14 protein-coding genes and 2 rRNA genes are annotated in these 14,515 nt (G+C 69.6%); 5 read left to right on the top strand and 11 right to left on the bottom strand.

Going from position 1 to position 14,515, the window contains the following annotated elements; all coding sequences use genetic code 11:
* Positions 1-16: 16 nt before the first annotated feature.
* The 4 genes from recN to ACIBVN_RS18715 all read right to left on the bottom strand — a co-directional run bounded on the left by recN (position 17) and on the right by ACIBVN_RS18715 (position 3,685).
* Complete coding sequence (recN, locus tag ACIBVN_RS18730) at positions 17-1,726, bottom strand: DNA repair protein RecN (RefSeq protein ID WP_397137886.1); 1,710 nt, start codon at positions 1,724-1,726, stop codon at positions 17-19.
* 95 nt (positions 1,727-1,821) lie between these two features.
* Positions 1,822-2,721: an NAD kinase gene (locus tag ACIBVN_RS18725; RefSeq protein ID WP_397137884.1), complete on the bottom strand. Its 900-nt coding sequence runs from the start codon at positions 2,719-2,721 to the stop codon at positions 1,822-1,824.
* Positions 2,718-3,530, bottom strand: coding sequence for a TlyA family RNA methyltransferase (locus ACIBVN_RS18720; RefSeq protein ID WP_397137882.1), 813 nt, complete (start codon positions 3,528-3,530; stop codon positions 2,718-2,720). The genes ACIBVN_RS18725 and ACIBVN_RS18720 overlap by 4 nt, the downstream gene beginning before the upstream one ends.
* Positions 3,527-3,685 carry a hypothetical protein gene (locus ACIBVN_RS18715; RefSeq protein WP_397137880.1) on the bottom strand — a complete coding sequence of 53 codons (159 nt, stop codon included), beginning with the start codon at positions 3,683-3,685 and terminating at the stop codon, positions 3,527-3,529. Before ACIBVN_RS18715 ends, ACIBVN_RS18720 begins: the two co-directional genes overlap by 4 nt.
* 126 nt (positions 3,686-3,811) lie before the next feature.
* Here ACIBVN_RS18715 and ACIBVN_RS18710 point away from each other — a divergent pair, with 126 nt between their 5' ends.
* The 3 genes from ACIBVN_RS18710 to ACIBVN_RS18700 all read left to right on the top strand — a co-directional run bounded on the left by ACIBVN_RS18710 (position 3,812) and on the right by ACIBVN_RS18700 (position 5,860).
* The gene (locus ACIBVN_RS18710; RefSeq protein ID WP_397138382.1) at positions 3,812-4,159 is read left to right on the top strand and encodes an SCP2 sterol-binding domain-containing protein; all 348 of its coding nucleotides are present in this window, start codon (positions 3,812-3,814) and stop codon (positions 4,157-4,159) included.
* A 175-nt stretch (positions 4,160-4,334) separates the two neighbouring features.
* Positions 4,335-5,084 (top strand): ABC transporter ATP-binding protein, encoded by a 750-nt coding sequence (locus tag ACIBVN_RS18705; RefSeq protein WP_397137878.1) that lies wholly within the window; start codon positions 4,335-4,337, stop codon positions 5,082-5,084.
* A gap of 2 nt (positions 5,085-5,086) precedes the next feature.
* Positions 5,087-5,860 carry an ABC transporter permease gene (locus ACIBVN_RS18700; protein ID WP_397137876.1) on the top strand — a complete coding sequence of 258 codons (774 nt, stop codon included), beginning with the start codon at positions 5,087-5,089 and terminating at the stop codon, positions 5,858-5,860.
* A gap of 86 nt (positions 5,861-5,946) precedes the next feature.
* On the opposite strand, the gene ACIBVN_RS18695 is transcribed toward ACIBVN_RS18700, so the two are convergent.
* Both ACIBVN_RS18695 and ACIBVN_RS18690 read right to left on the bottom strand, forming a co-directional pair.
* On the bottom strand, positions 5,947-6,918 hold the full coding sequence (locus ACIBVN_RS18695; protein WP_397137874.1) for an HAD-IIA family hydrolase: 972 nt from the start codon (positions 6,916-6,918) through the stop codon (positions 5,947-5,949).
* A gap of 383 nt (positions 6,919-7,301) precedes the next feature.
* On the bottom strand, positions 7,302-7,724 hold the full coding sequence (locus ACIBVN_RS18690) for a tetratricopeptide repeat protein (protein ID WP_349448995.1): 423 nt from the start codon (positions 7,722-7,724) through the stop codon (positions 7,302-7,304).
* A 110-nt stretch (positions 7,725-7,834) separates the two neighbouring features.
* Here ACIBVN_RS18690 and ACIBVN_RS18685 point away from each other — a divergent pair, with 110 nt between their 5' ends.
* Complete coding sequence (locus ACIBVN_RS18685; protein ID WP_397137872.1) at positions 7,835-9,316, top strand: DUF1015 family protein; 1,482 nt, start codon at positions 7,835-7,837, stop codon at positions 9,314-9,316.
* A gap of 202 nt (positions 9,317-9,518) precedes the next feature.
* On the opposite strand, the gene ACIBVN_RS18680 is transcribed toward ACIBVN_RS18685, so the two are convergent.
* On the bottom strand, positions 9,519-9,938 hold the full coding sequence (locus ACIBVN_RS18680) for a single-stranded DNA-binding protein (protein ID WP_397137870.1): 420 nt from the start codon (positions 9,936-9,938) through the stop codon (positions 9,519-9,521).
* Positions 9,939-10,047: 109 nt separating this feature from the next.
* Between ACIBVN_RS18680 and ACIBVN_RS18675 the strand changes: the two genes are divergently transcribed.
* Positions 10,048-10,980: an MBL fold metallo-hydrolase gene (locus ACIBVN_RS18675; protein ID WP_397137868.1), complete on the top strand. Its 933-nt coding sequence runs from the start codon at positions 10,048-10,050 to the stop codon at positions 10,978-10,980.
* A 383-nt stretch (positions 10,981-11,363) separates the two neighbouring features.
* On the opposite strand, the gene ACIBVN_RS18670 is transcribed toward ACIBVN_RS18675, so the two are convergent.
* The 4 genes from ACIBVN_RS18670 to ACIBVN_RS18655 all read right to left on the bottom strand — a co-directional run.
* Complete coding sequence (locus tag ACIBVN_RS18670; RefSeq protein ID WP_397137866.1) at positions 11,364-12,323, bottom strand: hypothetical protein; 960 nt, start codon at positions 12,321-12,323, stop codon at positions 11,364-11,366.
* Positions 12,233-13,819, bottom strand: a complete 1,587-nt coding sequence (locus ACIBVN_RS18665) for a hypothetical protein (protein WP_397137864.1) — start codon at positions 13,817-13,819, stop codon at positions 12,233-12,235. The genes ACIBVN_RS18670 and ACIBVN_RS18665 overlap by 91 nt, the downstream gene beginning before the upstream one ends.
* 416 nt (positions 13,820-14,235) lie before the next feature.
* A 5S ribosomal RNA gene (gene rrf / locus ACIBVN_RS18660) occupies positions 14,236-14,352 on the bottom strand.
* Between the two features lie 81 nt (positions 14,353-14,433).
* Positions 14,434-14,515: ribosomal RNA gene (locus ACIBVN_RS18655) — 23S ribosomal RNA — on the bottom strand; the annotation flags it as partial.

Here is a 14,515-nt window from a genome sequence, read left to right as displayed (position 1 = left end):
ACTATGTCACTCAGGATCACCTGTCTGCCGCGGCCAGACCGAGTAGTTCCTCCGCGTGTGCCCGGCCGAGTTCGGAGTCCTCCAGACCGGCCAGCATGCGGGAGAGCTCGCGTACGCGGCCCTCGTGGTCGAGCGTGACCACCCCGCTGCGCACGACGCTGCCGTCGCTCGCCTTCTCGACCACCAGGTGCTGGTCGGCGAACGCGGCGACCTGCGGCAGGTGCGTGACCACGATGACCTGCGCGGTGCGGGCGAGCCTGGCCAGCCGGCGCCCGATCTCGACCGCGGCCTTGCCGCCCACACCGGCGTCGACCTCGTCGAACACGAACGTCGGCACCGGGTCCGCGCCGGCGAACACCACCTCGATCGCCAGCATGACGCGGCTCAGCTCGCCGCCGGAGGCACCCTTGTTGAGCGGGAGGGGCGGCGCGGCAGGATGGGCGGCCATCCGCAGCTCCACCTCGTCGCGGCCCTCAGGACCGAAGTCCTCGCTCTGGGCGAGCTGGACGACGACCCTGGCGTGGGGCATGGCCAGCGCCGTCAGCTCCTCGGTCACCGCCTGGCCGAACCGCTCGGCGGCGGCCTCGCGGACCCTGGTGAGCTCGCCCGCCAGGTCGGTGAGCCGGGCGGTCAGCTCCTCGTGCTCGCGAGTCAGCTCCTCGATGCGCTCGTCGTCGCCCTCGAGCTCGGACAGCCGCGTGGCGGCCTGCTGCGCCCATGCCAGGACACCCGCGCTGTCTTCCGCGTATTTCCGGATCAGCCCGGACAGCACCGACCGGCGTTCCTGCACGGCCGCCAGCCGGGCGGGGTCGGCCTCGACGGACTCCGCGTACGCCGCCAGATCGGTGGCCACGTCGGAGATGAGGTATCCGGCCTCGGCCAGCCGGTCGGCCACGGAGGCGAGCTGGGGGTCGAAGTCGCGCACGACCTCCACGGCCGCCCGCGCCTCGCCGAGCAGGGAGATCACGTCATGAGGGCTGCCCGCCGCCTCCATCGGGTCGCCGAGCAGCGCCGTGTGCGCGGTCGTGGCGGCGCTGCGCAGGGCGTCGGCGTGCGAGAGCCGCTCCTCCTCGCCGCGCAGCTCGGCGTCCTCACCCGGCTTGGGATCGACCTTCTCGATCTCCTCCAGGCCGAAGCGCAGCAGATCGGCCTCCTGCGCCCGCTCCCTGGCTCTGGTGGTCAGCTCCTCGAGCAGCGCGCCGACCTGCTTGTGCCGTTTGTACGCCTGAGAGTAGGCGCGCAGCGGCTTGACGAGCTCGTCACCCGCGTAGCGGTCGAGCGCGGCGCGCTGCCTGGCGGGCTGGAGCAGCCGCTGCTGATCCATCTGCCCGTGCACCGCCACCAGGTCGTCGGCCAGGTAGGTCAGGGTGCCGACGGGCACCGTGCGCCCGCCGAGCCAAGCCCTCGACCTCCCCTCGGCCGAGACGGTGCGCGAGATGATCAGCTCGCCGTCCTCGACCTGGCCGCCGATGTCCTCCACCTGCTGGGAGACGCGCCCGCCCGGCTCGATGACCAGCGTGCCCTCGACGGAGGCGCGCTCGGCCCCCGGGCGGATGCGCGAAGGGTCGGCCCGGCCGCCGAACAGCAGCCCGAGCCCGGTGACGACCATCGTCTTGCCCGCGCCGGTCTCGCCGGTGACCACGTTGAAGCCCGGCGAAAGCTCGAGAACGGCCTCGTCGATGACGCCGAGCCCCTGGATGCGGACCTCCTCGACCCTTGGTCGCACTGCCCACTCCCGTTCACTGCCGTGTCTGATGGCCACACGCGTCGTTTCCGAACACCTGCGCCCATGTGATCCTACGCGCTCTCCCATCTATTGACTCAGGGTCGCACCCTTCCGCGCCAGCCCTGAACAGGAAGCTCGAACTTGGCGACCAGCCTGTCGGTGAACGGCGCGCCGGTGCTCTCCACGCCGTGCAGGCGGGCCAGGCGCACGGGATCGGCGCCCCTGCGCACCTCCACCCGAGAGCCCGACGGCAGCTCGAAGCGGCGGCGGCCGTCGCACCACAGGACGCCGCCCGGCGTGTCGGGCAGGATCTCGACGGCCAGCGTGGAGCGCGGGGAGACCACCAGTGGCCTGGCGAACAGCGCGTGCGCGCTGATGGGCACCATGAGCAGCGCCTCCACCTCCGGCCACACGACGGGTCCGCCCGCCGAGAAAGCATAGGCGGTCGAGCCGGTCGGAGTGGCGCAGATCACACCGTCGCAGCCCCACCGCGACAGCGGCCGGCCGTCGATCTCGGCGACCACTTCGAGCATGCGCTCCTGCTTCTCGACGGTGGCCTCGTTGAGGGCCCACGTGTCGGCCAGCACCCGCCCGTTCAGCCTGGCGAGAACATCGATCGTCATGCGCTCCTCGACGTCGTAGCGGCCCGCCACGACGCTGTCGACCGCGGCCGCCAGGTCGGCGACCTCCGCCTCGGCCAGGAACCCGACATGCCCGAGATTGACCCCCAGCAGCGGCGTGCCGGCAGGCCTGGCCAGCTCGGCCGCGCGCAGCAGCGTGCCGTCGCCGCCGAGCACCATCATGACCTCGGCGTCCTTGACGGCGCCCGGGTCTCCTGGCACCGACTCGACCCCGCGGCAGCCGATCTCGCCGAACTCCGACTCGAGCACCCTCACGGCGATCCCGGCGTCGACCAGCCGGTTGATGACCAGGCGGGCGCTCTCGACTGCGGCGTCACGCCCGGTGTGTACGGCGACCAGCACGGTCCGTTTCATTGCGGCCCTTCCGCGACGGCACGCTGGATCTCGGCTTCGAGGTCGGCGACCGGCGGCTCGCCCTCCCCCTTGCCCAGCCAGAGCAGATATTCGACATTTCCCGACGGTCCCGGCAGCGGGCTCGCGGTCACGCCCCGCACGGTCAACCCCAGTTCCCGGGCCTTCGCGGCGGCGTCACGCACGGCGCCCTTGCGCAGCTCGGGATCGCGTACGACGCCGCCCGCCCCCACGCGGTCCTTGCCCACCTCGAACTGCGGTTTGACGAGCATCACGAAGTCGGCCCGCGGCGCGGCGACCGAGGCCAGGGCAGGCAGCACCAGCCGCAACGAGATGAACGACAGGTCGCCGACGATCAGCGTGGGCGGTTCGCCGAGCATGTCAGGGGCCAGGTCACGGACGTTGAGGCGCTCCATCACCGTCACCCGCTCGTCGGTGCGCAGCGACCAGGCGAGCTGGCCGTAGCCGACGTCCACGGCGAGCACGTGGGCGGCGCCGCGGCGCAGCAGCACGTCGGTGAAGCCGCCGGTGGAGGCGCCCGCGTCGAGGCAGCGCCGGCCCTCCACCCGCAGGCTCTCGAACGCCTCCAGCGCACCGAGCAGTTTGTGCGCTCCTCGCGAGACATAGTCGGGGCCCTCTTCCGAGAGCGCGACGACGATGGCGGAGGCGGTGTCGACCTGGGTGGCGGGCTTGCGGGCCTGCTGGCCGCCGACGGTGACCCGGCCTGCCTCGATGAGCTGGCCGGCCTGCTCGCGCGACCTGGCCAGGCCGCGGCGTACCAGCTCGCTGTCGAGGCGGATCCTGCGGCTCACTGCTCTTCCACGGCGGCCAGTGTGGACTCGAGCCCGGAGAACGCCTCCTCGAAGACCTGCACATGCTCGCTCACCGGCAGCTCGGCCAGACGGCCCAGACCGGCCACGATGGCGTCGACCCGCTCGTCGCCGGTCTCCTCCTGCAGCTCACTCATGACTCGACCGTAACGCCTCCCGCGAGCGCCCGGGACCTCGGCAGGCGTGTCATTCGTTGAAGCTCATACGGTGGTGCTACTCATGTGGAACGCTACCCTCCGCAAAAGGAAGAAAGGATGCGCATCATGGCAAGCGTCGAGGAGTGCCGGTCGGCACTGGCCAAGCTCGTCGCCCAGTTCGACGAGATCGACGAGGAGGACCGCGCCAAACACGTGGTCGAGCGCACGGTCAGCTGCCGGGTCAGCGATCTCGACGTGATCTTCTACGGCCGCCTGCACCACGGGGGGCTCGAGCCGTTCACGGAGCAGCCGCCGCCGGACGGCAAGCCGGCCGACGTCAAGCTCACGATCGCGAGCGACGACCTGATCGCGCTGGCGGACGGGGAGCTGGACCTGGCCAGGGCGCTGCTCGGCGGACGAGTGAAGATCGACGCCAGCTTCGGCGACCTGCTCCGCCTGCGCAAACTTCTCTGACTCCTTCGCCCTCTACCGACCCCGAAATCGCGCATTCACCCCCGCAACGCCCCGCCCGCCCCCACCTCCTCCAAGGACCCCGCACCGGCCTCATCCATCCCACTGGACCCGATTGACCTGCCACCCGCTCAGTTATTTAATGTCTTCATTAACCATTAACTGATAGGCAAATCAAATGGGTCTGATCATCGAGGCAGATCAGTTGAGCCGCGCCTTCGGCGACCGCCTCGCCGTCGACGGCCTGGCCCTGGCGATCGAGCGCGGGGAGATCTTCGGCCTGCTCGGCCCGAACGGCGCGGGCAAGACCACCACGATCAGGATGCTCTCCACGCTGCTCCCCCCGAGCGGGGGCAGGGCGCGGGTGTGCGGGTTCGACGTGGTGCGGGCGGCCGGGGAGGTGCGCCGGCGCATCGGGTACGTGATGCAGCAGGTCTCGCCCATGGGCCACTACATGCTGACGGGCAGGGAGAAGGCCGAGATCGAGGCGGCCCTGTACCACGTGCCGAGGCGGCAGGTGCGGGCCAGGGCCGGCGCGGTGCTGGAGCTCGTAGGGCTGTCGGAGAGCGCCGACCGGCTCGTCCAGGAGTACTCCGGCGGCATGCAGAAGCGCCTCGACCTGGCCTGCGGACTGCTGCACCGGCCCGAGCTGCTGATCCTCGACGAGCCGACCCTCGGCCTGGACGTGCAGTCCCGCCACCACATGTGGGACCACATCCGCTCCCTCTGCGACGACGGGATGACCGTGCTGCTGGCCACCAACTACATGGACGAGGCGGACCGGCTCTGCGACCGGCTGACGATCGTCGACCATGGCCGGCAGGTGGTCAGCGGGACGCCCGCCGAGCTGAAGGCCGCGATGGGAGCGCCCTCCCTCGACGAGGTGTTCCTCCAGCACACGGGACACGCGCTTCGAGAGGAGGGCTGACGATGTGGTCGCAGGAGGTGCTGGCGCTGTCGCGGCGCTGGCTGCTGATGACGCTCAGAGAGCGCCTGAACCTGCTGTTCAGCGTGCTGCAGCCGGCCGTGTGGCTGGTGTTCTTCTCGGGCGCTCTGGGCGGCGCGGTCGATCCGCGGGTGGTGGGCACGGGCGACTACATCGCGTTCTCGGTGCCGGGCATCATCGCCTTCACGGTGGTGGGCAACGGGGTGACGGCGGCGATGCCGCTGCTGTTCGACAAGGAGTCGGGCTATCTGGACAAGCTGCTCAGCATGCCCATCAGGCGTAGTTCGCTGATCGTGTCGCGGTTCGTGTTCCAGGTGGGGATGAACTCGGCCCAGGTGGTCGGGATCCTGCTGGTGGCGTTCGCCCTGGGCGTGCGGCCCGCGTCGGGGCTTCTGGGCGTGCTGGCGATCCTGGTGGCGACGGCGCTCTTGACGCTGGCGCTGACGGCTGCCGCGATGGCGCTGGCGTGCGCGGTGCCCTCGCACGGGACGTTCTTCGCGATCACCGGCTTCGCGTCGCTGCCGCTGCTGTTCATGAGCAACGCGTTCGTGCCCCTGTCGGCCATGCCGGGGTGGATGGAGGTGGTGGCGCGGGTGAATCCGCTCACGTACGCGATCGAGGCCATGCGCCTGCTGGTGCTGCGGGGGTGGAGCGGCGGGGTGCCGCTGTCACTGGGGGCGCTGGTGGCTGCCTCGTCGCTGCTGCTGGCGGTGGGCGCCTGGCAGTTCACCCGCCACACAAGCCACAGAATCGCCTGAGCCGACCACCCGACCGGGCAGCTCAGCTTCAGCTCAGCCACCCGGATGACCTGGTCGCCCTGCTCCGGCACGATGCCGCCATCCGCTCAACCGAGCCGATCCAGCACGGGCTTGACGGCGTCCTCCTCGATCCGCCCCGTACCAGCCACAGCCCAGGCCGCGTCGCAGGCGGCCCGCAACCCGTCGATCCGGCTCCCGTCACCGTCGAGGCGCAGAACGCCGTCCTGCCACCAGGCCCGCCACCCTCCGCAAACCCCGTCCCGCACCTCGGGATACGGCAGGAGCAACGCGCGCAGGTCCGCACCGACATAGGTGGGCCGATGCCGCGGACCCGCCGTCAGCACATCGACGGCCGTGGCCACCCCGGTCAGCACCAGCAGGCTGTCGACGCCCGCATTGGATGCCCCCTCGATATCGGTGTCCAGCCGATCTCCCACGACCAGTGGCCGGCGAGCCCCCGTACGGATCATGGACTCCCGATGCAGCGGCGGGTCCGGCTTGCCCGCGTAAACGGGCTCGACCCCGGTGGCTGCGGCAATCACCCGGACCATCGCCCCGTTCCCCGGCAATTCCCCCCGCTGCGTAGGCATCGTGCTGTCCCCGTTGGAGGCCACGAACCACGCCCCCTGCCGCACGGCCAGCGCCCCTTCCGACAGCAGCCCGTACGACAAGCCGGGCGCGATCCCCTGCACCACGGCGACGGGCGACTCGGCAGCCGTCGAGACAGGCCGCAATCCTCGATCCCGTACGGCCAGCCGCAGCCCCGAGCCGCCGACGACGAGCACGTTCGACCCGGGCGGCACCCTCTCGGCGATCAGCCGGGCGGCCGCCTGCGCCGAGGTCACCACGTCACCGGCCGTCGCAGGCGCTCCGAGCTCACGCAGGTGGGTGGCGATGGCGGCAGGCGTACGGGAGGCGTTGTTGGTGACGTACGCGAGCCGCACCCCTCGCCGCTGAGCCTCCTCCAACGCCGCCGGAGCCCCGGGAACCGCGTGACTGCCGAGGTAGACCACGCCGTCGAGGTCGAGCAGCAGGGTGTCATAGCCGTCGATCAGCACAGCGCCTCTCCCCGTTCGCCTTTTTCGCCGCGTGAGACTCTAGCGCCAGCCCTACACCCATCTGCAGAAGGGCCGACCATCCACGCACACCTCACCTCAACTCCCACCCTGCCCTGCGCACTTCCCAGGCCCAGCCGCTACGCTCACCCCGCCTACCAGGGAGGCCCCGCACCAGCTCGCAGCCCAACTAGACCAACGTGCCGACGGGTTTGCGCACCCACCGATACCCCCAGACCGCGCATCTCAGCCCAGACACCACCGCACGAACGCCCGATCCCAACCGACCGGCCTCGCGTCCCGACCCACACCCGCTCCGAACAAGGACGAGACCGACCGCAAAGGAGAAAGGGCCAGCCAACCTACGTCGTCCCGGCACTCCCTGGCTACATCTCTCGGCGAGCCCGCAAGGTAGCGCGAACACTCTTCAAGGCCGAGACATAGTGCCGCTCATCCGGACGCATGGCCACCGCGATGGCCAGCGGTTCCTGGGCGCCCTCCACATCCCCAGTCCGCCACAACGACAACCCCAGCCCGAAGTAGGCATAATCCTCAGCCGGATTAGCGTCCACGATCTGCCGGAAACTGGCCGCGGCCTCCGCGTACTGCCGTGAGTTGAACTGCGCCCGAGCCAACGCCTCCAGAATGCTGCGCGACTCCGGCTCAGCCGCGGCGGCGCGCTCCAGCAACGCGGCGGCGGCAGCCGGGCTGCCTTCCTTCAGCAACTTCACCCCACGCTGGTACCAATCGTAGACACCACCTCGGGGAGCGCCCGAGTCGTCATCGTGAACGTTTCCATCGTGGGTCATGCGTGAGGACTCCTTCAGCGGTGAGCGGCGATCCCGCCCCGCCCTGCTGCGGAACGGGCACGACTGCAACCAAGGGGTGACTTCCGGAAGGCACAAGCATTTATGGGAGCATGCCCGGTATGGGGACTCCTGAACTGCCGTTGCCGGATGGACTCGTGCTACGGCCCTTCCGAGGCGTACGTTTCGCTGTCGAAGATCCCGCCAAGGTGACCTCTCCACCGTACGACCTGATCTCCGACTCCGACGTTGACGCCCTCCTGGACTCCCATCCAAACAACGTCGTCCGCCTCATCCTTCCCCGCTCCCCTCGCGGCGACTCCCCAGCCCAGCGCCCGGCCACCCACCGGCAAGGGGAACCAGAGCCCTCGCTCAGCCGCCGAATCCCAACGGACATCACAACCAACGGCAGCCCCTCAACCGACGCCGAACCGGCCCCCATGGCAGAAGCCGCCCCTTCCCCGCCGAACGAGACAGCGGTCGAAAACCGCTACACCGGGGCCAGGGACACGCTGAGGGCCTGGCTCGACTCCGGCATCCTGGTGCCGGACGAGGCGCCGGCGCTCTACGTGTACGAGCAGAGCGGGCCAGGTGTTCTGCAACGCGGCTTGATCGGCGACGTAGGCCTGGCCGACCCGGGGCAGCGCATCATCCTGCCCCACGAGGACGTCATGCCGGGACCGATCGCCGACCGGCACGCCCTCATGAGCACCACCCAGGCCAACCTCGAACCCATTTTCCTCCTCTACGACGGCGACCACGGCACGGCCACCCGCGTGGTGGACGAGGTGGCTTCGACGCGGTCTCCCCTCGTATCCGCACACACGGAAGACGGCCTCACGCACCGCCTATGGGCGATCACGGACACGTCCGAAATCGATGCCATAAACGCCGACCTTCACAACCGCCAAGCGCTGATCGCCGACGGCCACCACCGGTACGCGACGTACCGCGTACTCCAGCGGCAGGAGCACGCCACCCACCACCGCGCACAGACCAGGCCACCGGAGGACGCGGAGCCCGTCGTCGGACCGTGGGACTTCGGGTTGGCCCTGCTCGTCGACTCCACCGCGTACCCGCCCAACCTCCAGGCCATCCACCGCGTGATCCCTGACCTTCCCCTCGCCGAGGCGGCGGCCAAGGCCAAGGGCTCATGGCGTGTTCGCGACTTCGACGACCTGGCGCAGGGCTTGGCCGCGCTGGAGGAGGCTCCCGAACCGGCCTTTCTGCTCGCCGGTGAAGGCGGCGCACACCTGCTCACCGACCCTGACCCGATGCAGCTCGCCCGCGCCATGCCGCCCGACCGCTCCGAGCGCTGGAACTCCCTCAACACCTCCATCCTCACGGAGTTCGTGCTGCCCAAGGTTTGGGGCATGCGTGACGACGAACAGGCCGTACGCGTCGTGCACCACGACACGGACGCAGCAGTGCGGCTGGCCATCCGTACCGGCGGCACAGCAGTGCTCCTCAAGCCCCTCGCGGTCGAGGACGTGCTGGCCGTCGCCGCGGGCGGTGAACGAGTGCCCCGCAAATCCACCTCCTTCGGCCCAAAGCCCAGGACTGGCCTGGTCCTCCGTACGTTCGCCATCGACTGACCCAGCGCCCCGCACTCGGCGGGACACGCGGTCCTCGCGATCACATCCAGCGCCTTCCACACACCGAGGCGGAGCACCCTCCCCTGTCGCGCTGGGCACGCGGGCGCCTTCAGCGGCCACCTTCCGGCGCCGTCCGCCTGGCGCGAGCGGTCCTCGATCTGCTGCCCGTTCCACGCCGCAAGACCAGCCGCCGGTGTCGGGGTCAGCTGGCCGGTGCCAGGTAGGCCACCTGACGGGGGATCAGGGCGGCGAGGCTTCCGTTGGGGCTGAGGGTGGGGTCGTCCGGGAGGGCGTCGGGTCGAGGGAGGTCGGCTTCGTACGGTTTGGCGGAGCTCACTTCCACCTCGTATCGCCAGATCTTGCCTGCGGACGGGCCGAAGACACGACAGCGGAAGGCCCCTGTCACCTCGATGTAGTCGCGCGGTTTGAGACTGCGGACTATGGCGGCCGTCTCCGGGTCGAAGGTGACGCACGGGATGCTGTCCGTCAGGGCGGCTCCGCGTCTGTGGCGGCGGCGGCGCACAGTGATGCGCCACTTCGTCACGGTGTCGCCGCTGGGCATGGGGTGCTCTTCGACCGCCGCGGAGAGCCGGCCCACCAGCAAGACTTCGTTTCTGTCCACTGTTGTCCTCCTGTCGGTGCTCTGATGGGATCACTCTCTACGATGAGGAGGAGTCCGGATCGGCTGGAACGCCGTTCTGGGGACAACAGCTGGACGCTCGGGAGTGCCTGTGGACAACATCACCGCGCTGGGCGGCGACGTCTATGAAATCGACACCAAAATGGCTGGATACACGGGCATCACCGCCGGTTATCTGATTCTGGGTGATCGACCGTGCCTGGTGGAGACGGGTACGTCGACCTCGGCGCCCGTAGTGCGTGATGCGCTCGCCTCGCTCGGTGTCGGACCGGAGGATCTGGCCACCGTCGTGGTGACCCACATTCATCTGGACCATGCGGGCGGGGTGGGCGACATCGCCAAGTTCTTCCCGTCCGCGCAAATCGTCGTACACGAGAAGGGCGCCCGCCACCTCGCTGATCCGTCACGGTTGATGGCCAGTGCGCGGATGGTGTGGGGCGACAAGCTCGACACGCTTTTCGGCGAACTGTCCCCCACTGACGCTGAACGCATCGTCGCCCTCGGCGACACCGGGGCCATCGACCTGGGCAACGGACGTACGCTGAACAGCCATTACTCGCCCGGCCACGCGAAACATCACGTGGGGCTGATCGACTCCGCCACCGGCGATCTGTACGTCGGTGATGCGGCCGGTGTCTACCTGCCCGAAACAGGCGACCTCCGTCCCGCGACGCCGCCCCCGGACTTCGACCTGCAGACGGCGCTCGACTCGATCGCGTTGTTCGAGGCGCTTGGGCCACAACGGCTGCTGTTCAGCCACTACGGGCCGGTTGACGCCGTGCAGGAGATTCTCGAACGGTCCGCGGAGGAGCTTCGCATCTGGGTGGATCTCACCAAGCAGGCCCATTCTGAGGGGATGGATCTGGACCACGCCGTGGCCATGGTCAGGGAGCGTACGAAGGAGCGTTACAGTGCGCCGGAGCCGGATGACGACGGTGGTGCGGGTGAGCAGCTGGAGATGTTGAGCGGTGCTCCGTCGAACGTGGCGGGGATCCTCCACTGGCTCAACCGCGTCTCACCGTAGCGGCCCAGCCCCCGCCGTACCACAGTTCCGTTTGGGGGAGTCGTCACCTCATCGCCCCATATGTGTGGGACGGCTCAGCTCCGGGGCCGTCCCCTGGCAAAGGGCCCGTGAAGGGCCACACCCGCGCATCCCGCCGTACCGGAATACAGCGACAGCAGGGGTACGGCGGGTTCATAGCGGTACGGCGGGATCGCAGCTATGCAGCGGCACAGCGGGATGCGCGGGTGTACGTATCCGGGCGGCGGGAGCCGTGTGGAGCCACACCCCGCGTCCCGCCATACCGGAACACCGCGATTACAGCGGTGCGGCAGCAACGCGCCACGACGGCAGCGGCACCGCGGGGTGGTCCCAGTACGGCGAGACGCGGGAGAGCCCTTCAGACGTCAGTCGTCGGTCTTGGGCTTGTCCTCCGAGGCGGAATCGTCACGCTCGTCGAGCACGTCGCCGAAGTTCGGCTCGATGAACGCCGGGGTGATGCCCGGAGCCTGGACCTGTGCCGTTGCCTCTGGCGTGTCCTGCTGATCGGCCGGGCCCTCTGCGGCGCCGGCCGGGCCGGGCTGCTCGGGTCCTCCGTCCCGCACCTCGTCCGTGCTCGCCTGCGCCGGCTCCCGATCGGGTACGGCAGCCGAACCCTCCTGATCCGGTGCTTCAGCCGGGCCCGCTCGCTCCGGCTCGGGGCCGTCGGACGGGTCCTCTGACCGCGGCTCTCGATCCAGTACGTCGGCGGGCTCTTCCGCCGCGCCACCCTCGGAGACCGGCTCCTCCTCCAGGAGGCCGTCCGCTTCCGCACCCGCCTCATCGGCGTCGGCGTCGTCGTCGAAGTCCTCCTCGACGTCCTCGATGACGGCACCGGTCAGCTCGGCGTACCGTTCCGCCGCGTCCGTCTCCCCGTCCTCGTCGAACGCCATCGCCCTGCCGAACCACTCCGCGGCCGCCTCCTGCTGCCCGGCATCGGCCAGCGCGTCCGCGTACGCGAACGCCAGCCGCGCCGACCACGGCCTGGGCTGCGGATCCCGCAGCTCGGGAAGCCGCTGCAAGGTGATCACAGCGGCGTCGTGCTGGCCCAGGTCACGGCGGGCGCCGGACTCGACGATGGTCAGCTCGATGCGTCCGGCTCGGTCGAGTCGTTCGGCTTCTGGTGAACGTACGAGGTCGATCGCCCGCTCGGGGCGGCCGAGACCGCGTTCGCAGTCGGCCATGACCGGCAGGTACGCCTCCGAGCCCGTCATCCTCCTGGCCGCGCGCAGATCGCTCAGCGCCTCGGAGAAGTGCCCCGCGCGGTAGGCGACGATGCCGGCGGCCTCACGTACGACGCCGATCCTGGCCGCGAACCTGCGTGCCACCTTCGTGTGCTCGTGCGCCCGGTCGGGGTCGTCGTCCTCGAGCGCCCGCTCAGCGGCGACGAGGTGCCGGCCCACCAGCTCGGCGAGGTCGCCAGGGAGGGAACGCAGTTCTTCGCGGACTTCCTTGTCGAGCTCGTCCGCGGTGATGTCGAGCGGGACATCGGGCAGCTTCTCGCGCTTCGGAGCCTCGTCCTCCCGGTCGGACCTGCCGTACCTGGCACGGGTGCCCGGGGAGCTGGGGCGCTCACCGCGGTCATCCCGCGAGAACGGGCGGCTGGGGCCACCCTCACGCCGGGGACCGCGCTCGCCCTCACGACGGTCGCCATAACCGCCGCCACGACGCGAGCCTCCATCGCCCTCGCGTCGGCCGCTGTAGCCGCCCTCACGACGCGGGCCTCGGTCGTCACGGAACCCGCCCTCGCGACGGTCCCCGGACCTGCCTTCACGCCGATCGCCGTAGCCGCCCTCACGACGCGGACCACGATCACCGAAACCGCCCTCACGTCGCGGACCACGATCACCGTAGTCACCTTCACGACGCGGACCACGATCACCGTAGTCACCTTCACGACGCGGACCACGATCACCGTAGCCGCCTTCACGACGCGGACCACGATCACCGTAGCCGCCTTCACGACGCGGACCACGATCGCCGTGGCCGCCTTCACGACGAGGGCCTCGATCGTCGCGTGAGAACGAGCGCGCGGGGCCACCCTCGCGCCGATCGCCGTAGCTGCCCTCACGACGCGGACCACGATCATCCCGATCCCGGAACGAACGACGCTCGTCACCCTCACGGCGCGGACCCCGGTCATCACGGAATCCACCCTCGCGACGGTCCCCGGACCTCCCTTCACGACGATCGCCGTAGCCGCCCTCACGACGCGGACCACGATCGCCGAAACCGCCCTCACGACGCGGACCACGATCACCGAAACCGCCCTCACGCGGACCACGATCGCCGTAGCCGCCTTCCCGGCGCGGGCCTCGATCGTCACGGGATCCGCCCTCGCGACGGTCCCCGTACCTGCCCTCGCGCCGATCGCCGTAGCCGCCCTCACGACGCGGACCACGATCATCCCGATCCCGGAACGAACGACGCTCGTCACCCTCACGGCGTGGACCCCGGTCATCACGGTCCCGATAGGTACGGCGATCGTCACTGCGAGGTCCGCGATCGTCCCCCTCGCGTCGAGGGCCACGGTTGTCCCGGTATCCGCCCTCACGGCCCTGGCCACGATCGCCGTAGCCGCCTTCCCGGCGCGGGCCTCGATCGTCACGGGATCCGCCCTCGCGACGGTCCCCGTACCTGCCCTCGCGACGATCGCCGTAGCCGCCCTCACGACGCGGACCACGATCATCCCGATCCTGGAACGAACGACGCTCGTCACCTTCTCGCCGGGGACCGCGATCGTCCCGATAGCCGTCGTCCCGCCGTGGCGCCCGGTCTCGCCCGTAGGAACGCGACCTGTCGTCAGAACGGAACGGACGGTCACCGCCAGAGTCTCGCCCGCGAGAGCCGTACCCCCCGCTCCTGTCGCCTCCGCTGGAGCGCCTGTCCCCGTAGTCGCCGCGCCCGCGCTGTCCGCCGTCCGATCCGTTATCTCTGTTCACTTCTGGTCCATTTCGTTGGCTCACCCAGCGGACTCACAACGACGGTCCACCGTGGCTGGTCGCCGCCCGCCCACGGGCCTTACGCGACGAAGGCCACCCCTGGGGTGGCCCGGTGTCTTCCAGCCTAGCAAGCCCAGGAACGTCCATGAGCCGGATGAAGGCCGCTTGCCCGGTGGCCGGCCGATTACAGCCTCGAGGACGTCGGAGTGGACGTCAGGCGAGGACTCTCGCAGTGTGAGAAGAAGGACAAACAAAAAAAGAGGGCCACCCCGAAGGGTGGCCCTCTCTCACAAGAATTGTGCGGCGATGACCTACTCTCCCACACCCTCCCGAGTGCAGTACCATCGGCGCTGAGAAGCTTAACTTCCGGGTTCGGAATGTAACCGGGTGTTTCCTTCCCGCCATAACCGCCGCAACCCTGTCAGACAGCAGTTGTTTGCTGTCTCAGAATTGCGTAGTGGACGCGAGCAAGACACTTCTCAAAAAAGTCTGCTTTGTGGTCAAGTCCTCGGCCTATTAGTACCGGTCAGCTCCACACGTTACCGTGCTTCCACCTCCGGCCTATCAACCCGGTCGTC

The organism is Nonomuraea sp. NPDC049400 (assembly GCF_044466425.1).
In the GTDB taxonomy this organism is placed as follows: Bacteria; Actinomycetota; Actinomycetes; order Streptosporangiales; family Streptosporangiaceae; genus Nonomuraea.
Note: the sequence above shows the minus strand (reverse complement) of the source record. Positions and strands in the feature narration are given on the sequence as shown.